Here is a 12,327-nt window from a genome sequence, read left to right as displayed (position 1 = left end):
TCTTCTTGCCCCTTTAGTTTTAAAAATTTTTGGAGGTGAATAGTATTAGCAAAGACAAAGAAATTCAGGTGAACCACGATATAAGAGATCGAGAAGTGAGAGTGATTGCGCCTGATGGCAAGCAGCTTGGAGTCATGTCAACAAAAGATGCGTTGCGCTATGCTCAGGAAGCACAGTTGGATTTAGTAAAAATTGCGCCGGATGCGAAACCGCCCGTGTGCAAGATTATGGACTTTGGTAAGTATAAATATGAGCAGAGTAAGCGGGATAAAGAGGCCCGTAAGAAACAAAAAATAATAAACATAAAAGAAATCAGAATGAATCCGACCATAGATGAACATGATTTTCAAGTCAGACTAAAAAACGCTATTAAGTTTTTACAAGATGGTGACAAAGTAAAAGTAAGCATCAAATTCCGCGGCAGACAGATGACTCACACAAAATTAGGTGAAGAAGTTTTGAATAAGTTTGTCGAAGGAGTAAAAGATTATGGTTTTGCCGAAAAAGAACCAAAAATGGAAGGCCGAAATATGGTGGTTGTAATTTCGCCTAAGGAAACAACTGAAAAGGAGTGATTTTGGTGCCAAAGGTTAAAACACACAGAGGCGCGGCTAAGAGATTTAAAGTTACAAAGACAGGGAAAATAAAAAGATTTAAGGCTTACAAAAGCCATATACTTACCAAAAAAAGCTCAAAGAGAAAGAGACATTTGAGAAAGCCTGCTATTTTGACAAAAGCTGATCACAAGAGAATAAAACAGGTAATACCATACATGTAATACCATCAGAGGAGGATGATTATGGCACGAGTGAAAAGAGGAGTTACAGCTCGCCACAGACATAAAAAAATTATTAAATTAGCAAAGGGTTATAAAGGATCTTTGAGCAGACTTTACAGACCTGCAAATCAAGCAGTTTTAAAAGCCCAGGCCCATGCTTATACAGGAAGAAAGCTCAAAAAGAGAGATTTTAGGAAACTTTGGATTGCAAGAATCAATGCGGCAGCAAGGGCAAATGGTCTTTCTTACAGCAAACTTATATACGGTCTGAAAAAAGCAGGCGTGCAAATTAACCGTAAAATGCTGTCGGAAATGGCGATAAATGATGGAAACGGTTTTGCACAATTAGTTGACATTGCTAAAGCAAACGTGAAATAAAAGCGGCATATACAGTCGCTTTTTTAGACTTTTCGGGGGCGGTTAAAATTAAGATACTTGACGTAGGACTTAGGAGGTTAAAGCCGACCCAAATTTTGGCTGTCGGCTTTGCTTTGCTAATACTTACAGGTGCGGTTTTATTGACATTGCCAATATCGGCAAGTGATGGTAAAAGCGTAGGTTTTTTAGATGCTTTATTTACCTCCACATCTGCTGTATGCGTGACAGGACTTGTGGTTGTAGATACCGGTACACGATATTCGCTTTTCGGACAAATAGTAATTATGTGTCTGATTCAAATGGGCGGCCTAGGCATAATGACTATGACTACAACGGTCTTTTTACTGCTGGGGAAAAAGATAACACTTAGAGAGCGCATGGTGATGCAGGAGGCCCTTAATCAATCGACACTATCCGGGCTTGTAAAACTTTCTCGTAATATACTTATTACGACTTTAATATTTGAGGGGACAGGCGCTGCTCTTTTGGCTCTTCGATTTTCTCAGATATATGGTCCGACAAGAGGAATATATTACGGTATATTCCACGCTGTTTCGGCATTTAACAATGCCGGTTTTGATGTTATAGGAAACTTTAAAAGCTTAACGCAATTTGCCGAAGATCCTTTAATAAACTGTGTTATAATGGGATTAATAATATTTGGCGGATTGGGTTTTTCAGTAATTCAGGATATAATTGCACGGAAAAAGTTTAAGCATTTTTCTTTGCATTCAAAGGTTGTCATTGTTACAACGCTATTGCTTTTGGTTTCCGGATTTTTGGCATTTTACGCTATTGAAAGGTCAAACCCTTATACACTAGGCGGTCTTTCGAGAAAGGGTAAAATTCTAGCGGCTGCCTTCCAGTCCGTTACACCGAGAACGGCAGGTTTTAACACAATTAGTATTACGGATTTAAAGATGCCTTCAAAATATCTCACAATTCTTTTGATGTATATTGGCGCGTCACCGGCTTCTACCGGCGGCGGTATAAAAACATCTACTTTTGCTGTTATTATCATGATGATATATACGATACTTGTTTCAAAAGAAGATGTAGAAATTTCGGGCAGGAGAATTCCGTATGATAATATATTTAAAGCGGCAGTTATTGGAGTTATAGCTTTACTATTGATTTTTACAAGTTCCTTTATTTTAACCATAACAGAAAATACGGATTTCATGTCTATTCTATTTGAAACCACATCGGCCTTTGGCACTGTGGGTTTAAGCTTGGGACTGACGCCAAATCTTACGGATATTGGCAAAGTAGTGATAATATTAACCATGTTTGCCGGCCGAGTAGGGCCTTTGACCCTTGCAATGGCGCTTGGGGGACGGACAAACAAAGCAATGATTAGATTTCCAGAAGAAAGAGTTCTTGTCGGATAATATCGGAGGCGATTTTGATGAAACAGTTTGTTGTAATAGGCCTTGGCCGTTTTGGATTTAGTCTGGCTAAGACATTGTATGAATTAGGTCATGATGTACTAGGGATTGATAACGATGAGGAAATTGTTCAAAGCGTAGCTGAAAGTATAACACACGCGGTCAAGGCAGATGCAACAGATGAAAACGCCCTCAAAGCGTTAGGCGTTAGAAACTTTGATGTGGCGGTAGTCAGTATAGGAAATGATATTCAATCTAGTATACTGGTAACCCTTATACTCAAAGAAATGGGTATAAAATATGTAGTTGCAAAAGCAAACAGTGAACTGCACGGCAGAGTACTGAAAAAGATAGGCGCAGATAGAATAGTTTTTCCTGAACGAGATATGGGAATCAGAGTTGCGCATAACCTGACACTGTCCAATATACTAGAGTATATTGAACTTTCACCTGAATACTCTATCATAGAAATAAGTGCACTGCCGGCTTGGTATGATAAGAGCTTAAGACAGCTCAATATGCGCACTAAATACGGGCTAAATGTCATTGCGATAAAGCGCAACGGCAATATTATAATATCCCCTAACGGCGATGATATGATTTTAAGAGGAGACATATTAGCTGTGGTGGGTCATAAGGACGATATTGAAAATATAGAAAAGCACTTTTAGAAACGGATGAATACTGATATGCCGGATGAACTTTCCAAAAACCAGCAGCGGCTAATTAAAAACCTTATTCAATCCAAGAAGGCAAGGATAAAAAATCGCTGTTTTATTGTAGAAGGCACAAGAAATGTTGGTGAACTTTTAAATTCAGATTATACAATAAAGCTTGTAGCAATTACAAAAGAGTTTTTAGTATCAAATCCCGATTTTATAAAGCTACTTTATAAAAAGGTTCCACAGGGCAGTATTTACCAACTCAAAACCGATGAGCTTGATAAACTAACTGATACTGTTACACCTCAGGGCATATTGGCAGTAGCAGAGTTTAAGAAAACTGATTTAAAAGATGTAATCCATGGTGATTTTTTAGTAATTGCACTAGATAAAGTTAAAGATCCGGGCAATACAGGTACAATTATAAGGATAGCTGATGCAGCGGCTGCAGATGCAGTGATAGTCGGCAAGGGGTGTGTTGACATTTATAACCCAAAGGTTGTGCGGGCTGCTATGGGATCCATTTTTCATGTGCCGGTAATAGAAAGCGAAGATCTTGCCAAGACACTGAAAGATTTACAGGCGGCAGGAGCTGCTATAGTAACAACCTATCTTGGGGCAACAAGATTTTATTTTGATGTAAATTATAAAAGAGCGTCAGTGATTATAATGGGCTCAGAAGACGAAGGAGTCTCAAAGGATATAGTTGGGATTTCAGACGAAATAGTCAAAATCCCAATGCCGGGTAAAGCCGAGTCCTTGAATGTAGCTGTTTCCTGCGGAGTAATAGTTTTCGAAGCAGTAAAACAGCGGATCAACTCGTGACAAGTCAGTTGTAAAAAGCCCTAGGCTGTGCTATAATATTGGTGTGTAAACCTTAGGAAAGGGTGGAGCACGATGCCTGAGGCGGAACTTTTTTGGAACATTTTTGAGACTACCGGTTCTATTGTAGCTTATCTTATTTATAGACAATTTTTAACTTCGTAAAATGCTATGAAAGAGAGAGTAGACGGACGTACCTTTTCAGGGAACACAGGCCACGGACTGCAAGCCTTTGTATGGGAAGCCGTTGAAGTTCACTCTGAAGCTGAGAGGTTGAAATTGAAGTAGGCCTCCCCGGTTTTTGCCGTTATAAATTTCGAGGGTTTGTGAAACTAAAAAAGGGTGGTACCACGGAAGAAGGCTTTCGTCCCTAGTGTATAGGACGGAAGCTTTTTATTATCTAATGACAGGAGGCAAGTTAAGTTGAAAGACGATTTGATAAACTTAAGAGAAAGAGCTTTAAAAGCCTTATCTGAAGCTGATAGTATCGACAAATTAAATGACTTGAGAATTAAAATTTTAGGTAAAAAAGGAGAGCTAACCCAGATTTTAAAAGGAATGGGCAAGCTTTCCGATAAGGAACGACCCGAGATAGGAAAACTCGCAAACGAAATAAAAACAGAGCTTGAACAGAAGATTGCCGAAAAAGAGCTAGAATTAAAGAAGGCGTTAAAAGAAGAAAGAATGCGCCGGGAATTTATAGATGTTACAATTCCTACTAAGGTTTTACTGGGAGCAAAACATCCCCTCACCCTTGTTATGGATGAAATAAGGGATATATTTATAGGTCTTGGATACAAAGTAGTGGAAGGACCTGAGATAGAGCTTGAATATTATAACTTTGAGGCATTAAATACTCCGGCGGATCATCCGGCACGGGACATGCAGGACACCTTTTACATAAGCGACGAAATACTTCTTCGGACCCAGACCTCGCCGGTTCAAATACGGACAATGGAAAAAGAGCAGCCGCCCCTTAAAATAATTGCACCGGGCAGGGTTTTTAGATCTGACACCGTAGACGCCACACACTCACCGATGTTTCATCAGGTAGAAGGACTTGCAGTAGGTGAGGGTTTTACAATGGGAGATTTAAAGGGAACCCTTGTTACCTTCGTGCATGAAATGTTCGGACAAGATAGAAAATCACGGTTTCGACCTCATTTTTTCCCTTTTACAGAGCCTAGTGCCGAAATGGATATTTCCTGCATAGCCTGCCACGGAAAAGGCTGCCGAGTTTGTTCATATACCGGTTGGCTGGAAATATTAGGCTGCGGCATGGTACACCCTAATGTGCTTCGAAATGTAGGTCACGATCCTGAGAAAATTAATGGTTTTGCATTCGGCATGGGAGTCGAGCGGATAGCAATGCTAAAATATGGGATTAATGATTTAAGACTTTTTTACGAAAATGATCTGCGCTTTTTAAAACAGTTTTGAGAGGAGGATTTTTAAGTGCTGGTACCTATGAGATGGTTAAAAGAATTTGTTAAAATAAATGAAGAGCCTGAAGAGCTTGCCCAAAAACTTACAATGTCAGGCTCAAATGTTGAGGGCATAGAGTATTGGGGAAAGGATATTAAAGGCATAATAATAGGCGAGATTGAAAAAATAGAAAAACACCCTGATGCCGACAAATTGTTAATTGTATATGTAAATACAGGGAATGAAACTATACAGATAGTAACAGGAGCTACAAATGTTAGAGAAAAAAACAAAGTGCCTGTAGCCTTAAATGGTTCAATAATTGCCGGTGGCAAGAAAATCAGAAAATCCAAGTTCCGCGGAGTAGATTCATGGGGAATGCTTTGTTCTGCAGAAGAACTGGGGCTAGATGACCACGGTTTACCCCCCGAGATACAGGAAGGTATATTGATACTTCCTGAGGATGCGCCGGTTGGCACGGATATAAAAGATTATCTTCCCTTAGAAGATGCGGTTATCGATTTTGAGATAACACCCAACAGACCGGATTGTCTGAGCATTATCGGAATGGCTAGAGAAACGGCGGCTACATTGAAATCAGAGCTTACTATTCCCAAGATAGCTTTAAATGAAGAAGGAGAAGAATTTGTAAAAGACAAGGTTACAATTAAAATCGAAGCAGAAGATTTGTGCAAAAGATATACGGCGCGAATCATAAAAGATATAAAAATAGAGCCATCGCCTTTATGGATGCAGCGCAGATTACAGACCTGCGGAATCCGTTCCATAAACAACATCGTGGATATTACAAACTATGTAATGCTAGAGACAGGCCAGCCTTTGCACGCATTTGATTATGACAAGATTAGAGGAAATTCGATTATCGTAAGACGGGCAAGACCCTCGGAGGAACTTGAAACACTTGATGGAAATATAAGAGAGCTAAATGAAGATATGTTGGTAATTGCAGATAAATCAAGGGCATTAGGCCTTGCAGGAGTTATGGGCGGAGCAGATTCCGAGATAACATCTTCTACCAGAAACGTGTTAATAGAATCTGCTAACTTTTTTGGTCCAAATATCCGCAGGACTTCAAGACAGCTTGGTCTAAGATCAGAGTCGTCCATGAGATTTGAAAAGGGCCTTGACCCCAATATTTGTCTTATGGCTGCAGATAGAGCCTGCCAGCTTATTGAACAATTAGGAGCGGGGAAAGTCTTAAAAGGGTGTGTAGATGTATTTCCCGCAAAACCTGCGCCAAGAGAGATTGCATTCAGTCCAGATAGAATAAACAAAGTTTTAGGCACTTCTATACCCCAAGATGAAATGATAGATATATTAAGGAGACTTGAAATCGATGTAAGGCATGACTCAGGTATACTAAAGGCCATCGTTCCTACTTTCAGGCAGGATTTAGTAGAAGAAGCTGACCTTGTAGAAGAAATCGGCAGAATGTATGGCTATGACAAGCTACCAACAACTTTGCCCTATGGCAATGTAACCCAAGGCAAACTTGATGATTATCAAAAATATATAGATGATATAAAGGATGTACTGGTTTATAACGGTTATTTCGAAACATATACGTATTCCTTTGTAAGTCCCAAAGTATTTGACATCATAAAGACTCCTAATGACAGTCCGCTTAGAAAAGCCATCGAACTCCTAAATCCTTTAGGGGAAGAAAGAAGTATTATGAGGACTACGCTTTTGCCAAATATGCTTGACACCATAAGTTTTAATTTGAATCATAAGGCGGAAGAACTCAGGTTTTTTGAAATAAGTTCCGTATATCTGCCCAAACAGCTTCCGCTTAAAGAGTTACCCGTGGAAAATAAGCGAATTGTTATGGGGCTTTGCGGCGAATCAATGAACTATTATGATTTAAAGAAAGCAATAGAGACAATCTTTACAAAACTGCGCATAAAAAACTGGGATTTTATTCCAGCCAGTCATTTTGCTTTTCATACAAGTCGCTGCGCTAAGATTTTAATCGGAGATAAGGAAATCGGGTTTGTAGGCGAAGTGCATCCTGATGTCTTGGAAAACTATGAAATTAATAAAAAAGTCTATGCTGCGGAGCTAGACCTGGATACCATACTTGAAAATGCATCAAATAAGGTAATATTTAAACCGCTGCCTAAATTTCCGGCTTCAGAGCGGGATCTTGCAATTGTTGTCGATGAAAGAGTGCTTGCGCGGGATATTATAAAGGAAATTTGCGAAAGCGGAAAGCCGCTGTTGGAAAGCGTTGAGCTTTTTGATGTGTATCAAGGAGGCCAAATAGCAAAAGGCTATAAGAGCATGGCATTTTCACTGGTTTTTAGAGCACCTGATAGGACACTTACAGATATTGAGGTAAATGAAGTCTTTGAAAAAATAGAAAAAAGTCTTAAAGATAAATTTAATGCTTCCCTGAGAGAATAAAGGATTTTTTAAAAAATTAGAGAATAAATAATATATAAGATGAAGCGGTGCCAGCGGCGCAAATAAAGATTGAGGGTGATGGATATGCCTAATGAAAATAGGCCGATAAGCAAAGTCAAAGTCAATATAAGCGGCGAAGACTATTGCATAAAGGGAGCAGCATCCCAAGAATACATTAAAAAAGTTGCAAAACACGTGGACGATGAAATGTATAAGCTCTCCCAAACCTACCCGAACCTTAGCCGAACGCGAATCGCAGTATTGGCAGCCCTTAATATTACCGATGAACTTTTTAGGCTCAGGGAAGAATATGAGGAGTTCTTGTCGACATTTGATTCAGATGATACGAAGGATTGACGAGAGATGAGAAATTTTGAAGTAGCCTTTATTTTTAATGATATAGCAGATATGCTGGAAATCAAAGGCGAGAATTTTTTTAAAATAAGGGCATACAGAAAAGCAGCTCGCACAATTGAAAATCTCCCGGTAGAGATTGAAGAAATGGCAAAAGAAGGACGCTTACAAGAAATTGAAGGTATAGGAAAAGCCTTATCTGATAAAATTTATGAGATTTTAGAAACCGGCACCTGTCATTACTATGAAAATCTTAAAAAAGAAATTCCACCGGGTCTTGTAGAGATGCTTAAAATACCAGGTTTAGGTGCAAAAAAGATAAAAGTTATCCATGATACTTTAGGAATTTCATCTATTGAAGAACTGGAAAAGGCAGCTCGTACTAAAAAACTTAGAACGGTCCCGGGCATAGGCACAAAAACTGAGCTTTCTATATTAAAAGGCGTTGAAGCTCTGAAAAACCGAGCAGGGAGGGTTTTGCTTGCAACTGCTCTCTTAGTGGCCGATCAGGTAATATCTTCTCTGTCGAGCATGAAAGAAGTTACTGATGCAGAGGTAGTAGGCAGCCTGCGGCGAAAAAAAGAGATGGTGGGAGACATAGATATAATTGCAGCGACAGCGGCTCCGGAGACGGTTTTAAACGATTTTTCAAAAATACCTCATATAAGCGAAATTACAGAGCGCGGCGCTACAACTGTTAGCGCAATACATGACATGGGAGCTAAAATAGATTTAATACTTGTAACTCCGCAAGAGTTCTATCCTGCACTAAGGTTTTTTACAGGAAGCGTAGATCATAATACTGAGCTGCAAAGTTTAGCCCAAACTATGGGATATGATTTAGATGAAACAAAAATTTTAAATAAAAATAGCAACGAAATATTTTATCCGGAAAGCGAAATACAAATTTATGAAAAACTCGGCCTTCCCTATATAATACCGGAATTGAGAGAGGGCAGGGGAGAAATCAAAGCCGCAAGATGCGGCAAATTGCCTGAAGTAGTGGAACTCGAAGATATTAAAGGAGATCTCCACATTCACAGCAATTTCAGCGATGGTATAAGCTCCATAAAAGAAATTGCCAAAAAGGCTAAATCATTAGGATATGAGTATATTGCAATAACAGATCATTCAAAGTCATTAAAAATAGCAGGCGGAATAGATGAAGAAAAACTAAAAGAACAGATTGCCGCAATCAAAGAAATAAACAAAAAAAGCGATGAAGTTTATATTTTGACAGGTATAGAGGTAGATATACTAAGCGATGGGACATTAGATTTCAGCGATGATGTCTTAAGCAAGCTTGATATTGTCATAGCTTCTATTCACAGCGGATTTAAACAGGATACCGATACCATTACAAATAGAATAATTACCGCTTGCCAAAATCCTCATGTGGATATAATTGCCCACCCTACAGGCAGGATTTTGGGAAGACGCGATCCGTATGCAGCAGATATGGACAAAATCCTTGAAGCGGCAGCTGCAACCAATACAGTGCTTGAAATAAATTCATCACCGGACAGGCTTGATTTAAATGATTTGATGGCACAAAAGGCAAAAGAGATGGGGATAAAAATGGTTATAGATACTGACGCTCACGACAAGGAAGCATTGGAGGATATAAAATACGGAGTTTGGACGGCAAGACGCGGCTGGCTTGAAGAAAAGGATATTGCAAATACCATGCCTCTTGATGAGCTTTTAAAATTTTTTAAGGTGAAGAAATGAATAAAAAAGTTGAAACAATACTAGAGTATGATAAAATCAAAAAAATATTGAGCGAATATGCTATGTCAGATATTGCAAAGGAAGAAATAGAAAAACTTGCTCCCTATTCAGATGAACAAGTCGTAAAAAGACTCCAACAAGAGACAAGCGAAGGGTCGGCGGTTACAAGGTCCGGCATTGATTTGCCTTTGGATGGTATAAGAGATATACGTGGAAGCCTTAACCTTGCAAAGGTCGGTGGGATGCTTTCGCCAAAAGAGCTCCTTGATATAGCATCAGTCATGGAAACATCTAGACTGGTAAAATCTATTTGGAACAAGAAAAAATTAGAAGATACCCCTATTATCGATGAGATAGTAAACTCGCTTCATACATTTTTGTCATTGGAAGAAAAAATAAAACGAGCGATAATCAGTGAAGATGAAATAGCTGACGATGCAAGCCCGAAGTTAAATTCAATCAGGAGACAGAAAAAGAATCTTTCACAAAACATCCGGAACAAGTTAAACGAGATTATCTCATCTCCTTACTATCAAAAAGCACTGCAGGATTCTATCGTTACAGTAAGACAGGACAGATATGTGGTTCCGGTAAAACAAGAATTTCGAAGCAGTATTCCCGGCGTCATTCACGACCAATCTGCCAGCGGCGCTACTTTATATATAGAGCCCATGGCGGTAATGAAGATGAACAATGAACTTAGACAGCTTGAAGCAGAAGAAAAAAATGAAATAGAACGAATCTTGATGGATTTTTCTGAAAAAATACAGGAAAATGCCGATTTTCTCTATGATACCTTATATGCTCTTGCCCACCTTGATTTTATTATGGCAAAAGCAAGATACAGCTTAGCCCTAAAAGGCGTAGAGCCCATATTTAACAATAGAGGCTATATAAATATATTGCAGGGTAGACATCCTTTGCTAAAAGGCGATCCGGTTCCTCTTGACATATTTTTAGGGGATAAATTCAATATATTAATTATAACGGGCCCTAATACAGGCGGAAAAACGGTTGCACTTAAAACTGTAGGACTTTTCGTCTTAATGGCCCAATCGGGACTTCATTTGCCTGCCAAAGAAGGCACTGAGATTTCTATATTTGAAGAGGTTTTTGCAGATATAGGCGACGAACAGAGCATTGAGCAAAGCCTTAGCACCTTTTCCTCACATATGAAAAACATAAAGGAAATTATTGATTTGGCAAACGATAAAAGCCTTGTTATTCTTGATGAACTGGGAGCCGGAACTGATCCCACAGAAGGGGCTGCCCTTGCCATGGCTATTTTAAACTACCTTTATAAAAAGGGAAGTAAAGTGCTGGCGACCACCCATTACAGCGAACTTAAAGCCTTTGCATTTTCAACAGAAGGCGTAGAAAATGCCAGTATGGAGTTTGACCTTGCCACGCTCAGCCCTACTTATAAAATGACTATCGGGATTCCGGGTAAAAGCAATGCCTTCGAGATAGCAAAACGCTTGGGTTTAAAGGAAGAAGTTGTTAACCTTGCAAAGAGCCTGGTGGCTGAAGAAAATCTTAAGCTGGAAGATTTGCTTACACATATAGAACAAGAAAAAAGCAGGGCTGAATTAGAAACAGAAGAACTTAAGGCATTAAAAGCAGAATACGCTAGAAAACTCGAAAAGCTTGAAGAAGAACAGCAAAAACTTAAGATACAAGAAGAAAAAATACTTGAGAGCGCCAGAAAAAAAGCCCGCTTGATGCTTGATAAGACCGAGAGAGAAGCTGAGCAGATTATCAGGAGCCTAAAAGAGGCCGAAGCCGAAAGGCAACTCCACATCAAAAGCCAAGCAGCTGAAGAAGCTCGGACATGGCTTAGGGAAATGGGCGAAGAATTACAAGATTCAAAGATCGAGGTTATAGAAAGCAACGGCAAAAACTACAGAAAATTATTAAAACCGGGTCAAAAAGTGAGGATATCAAATTTAGGGCAAGAAGGTTATATATTATCTCTTGATGAGTCATCAAAATCTGCTATGGTGCAGGTAGGAGTTATGAAGGTAAGTGTCCCGACGGCAAGCCTTATCCCTGTTAAAGAGCGAGAAATGGAAGAAGAAAAATCCCGCTATTCGTCAATTGCAATGGATAAAGCTCGCCAAATTTCAACCGAAATAGATCTAAGGGGCTTAACTTTGGATGAGGCGCTTATAAAAGTGGACCGTTATCTTGATGATGCAAAAATTGCCGGAATTCCAAGAGTAACCTTGATACACGGAAAAGGAACCGGCGCACTTCGCAAAGGAATAACAGAGATGCTGAGAAATCGGCGGGATATAAAATCATTTAGACTAGGAAATATTGATGAGGGCGGCTCCGGAGTAACGGTGGTGGAGTTGTGAAA

11 protein-coding genes and 1 other annotated feature are annotated in these 12,327 nt (G+C 39.4%); all 11 genes read left to right on the top strand.

Features of this window, described 5'->3' with window-relative positions:
* Nucleotides 1-62 precede the first annotated feature (62 nt).
* The 11 genes from infC to TSYNT_RS02305 all read left to right on the top strand — a co-directional run bounded on the left by infC (nt 63) and on the right by TSYNT_RS02305 (nt 12,325).
* Entirely contained in the window at nt 63-575 is a 513-nt protein-coding gene (gene infC, locus TSYNT_RS02360; protein WP_059031700.1) for a translation initiation factor IF-3, read from the top strand.
* A 5-nt stretch (nt 576-580) separates the two neighbouring features.
* Nucleotides 581-778: a 50S ribosomal protein L35 gene (rpmI, locus tag TSYNT_RS02355; RefSeq protein ID WP_059031549.1), complete on the top strand. Its 198-nt coding sequence runs from the start codon at nt 581-583 to the stop codon at nt 776-778.
* Nucleotides 779-799: 21 nt separating this feature from the next.
* On the top strand, nt 800-1,156 hold the full coding sequence (gene rplT, locus TSYNT_RS02350; RefSeq protein WP_059031548.1) for a 50S ribosomal protein L20: 357 nt from the start codon (nt 800-802) through the stop codon (nt 1,154-1,156).
* A gap of 53 nt (nt 1,157-1,209) precedes the next feature.
* On the top strand, nt 1,210-2,547 hold the full coding sequence (locus tag TSYNT_RS02345; protein WP_174221075.1) for a TrkH family potassium uptake protein: 1,338 nt from the start codon (nt 1,210-1,212) through the stop codon (nt 2,545-2,547).
* 17 nt (nt 2,548-2,564) lie between these two features.
* Nucleotides 2,565-3,215, top strand: a complete 651-nt coding sequence (locus TSYNT_RS02340; RefSeq protein ID WP_059031546.1) for a potassium channel family protein — start codon at nt 2,565-2,567, stop codon at nt 3,213-3,215.
* Nucleotides 3,216-3,233: 18 nt separating this feature from the next.
* Nucleotides 3,234-4,031 (top strand): TrmH family RNA methyltransferase, encoded by a 798-nt coding sequence (locus TSYNT_RS02335; protein ID WP_059031545.1) that lies wholly within the window; start codon nt 3,234-3,236, stop codon nt 4,029-4,031.
* A 159-nt stretch (nt 4,032-4,190) separates the two neighbouring features.
* Nucleotides 4,191-4,403, top strand: a binding site (T-box leader).
* A gap of 48 nt (nt 4,404-4,451) precedes the next feature.
* Nucleotides 4,452-5,468: a phenylalanine--tRNA ligase subunit alpha gene (pheS, locus tag TSYNT_RS02325; RefSeq protein WP_059031544.1), complete on the top strand. Its 1,017-nt coding sequence runs from the start codon at nt 4,452-4,454 to the stop codon at nt 5,466-5,468.
* A 15-nt stretch (nt 5,469-5,483) separates the two neighbouring features.
* Nucleotides 5,484-7,880: a phenylalanine--tRNA ligase subunit beta gene (gene pheT / locus TSYNT_RS02320; protein WP_059031543.1), complete on the top strand. Its 2,397-nt coding sequence runs from the start codon at nt 5,484-5,486 to the stop codon at nt 7,878-7,880.
* Nucleotides 7,881-7,964: 84 nt separating this feature from the next.
* On the top strand, nt 7,965-8,237 hold the full coding sequence (locus tag TSYNT_RS02315) for a cell division protein ZapA (RefSeq protein ID WP_059031542.1): 273 nt from the start codon (nt 7,965-7,967) through the stop codon (nt 8,235-8,237).
* 6 nt (nt 8,238-8,243) lie between these two features.
* On the top strand, nt 8,244-9,965 hold the full coding sequence (polX, locus tag TSYNT_RS02310; RefSeq protein WP_059031541.1) for a DNA polymerase/3'-5' exonuclease PolX: 1,722 nt from the start codon (nt 8,244-8,246) through the stop codon (nt 9,963-9,965).
* A complete protein-coding gene (locus TSYNT_RS02305) occupies nt 9,962-12,325 on the top strand; it encodes an endonuclease MutS2 (RefSeq protein WP_059031540.1) in 2,364 nt (787 codons plus the stop codon). The genes polX and TSYNT_RS02305 overlap by 4 nt, the downstream gene beginning before the upstream one ends.
* Nucleotides 12,326-12,327: the final 2 nt, after the last annotated feature.

It is taken from the genome of Tepidanaerobacter syntrophicus (assembly GCF_001485475.2).
Lineage (GTDB): Bacteria > Bacillota > Thermosediminibacteria > Thermosediminibacterales > Tepidanaerobacteraceae > Tepidanaerobacter > Tepidanaerobacter syntrophicus.
The sequence above is the reverse complement of the archived record's forward strand: the minus strand, read 5'-3'. Positions and strand labels throughout refer to the sequence as shown.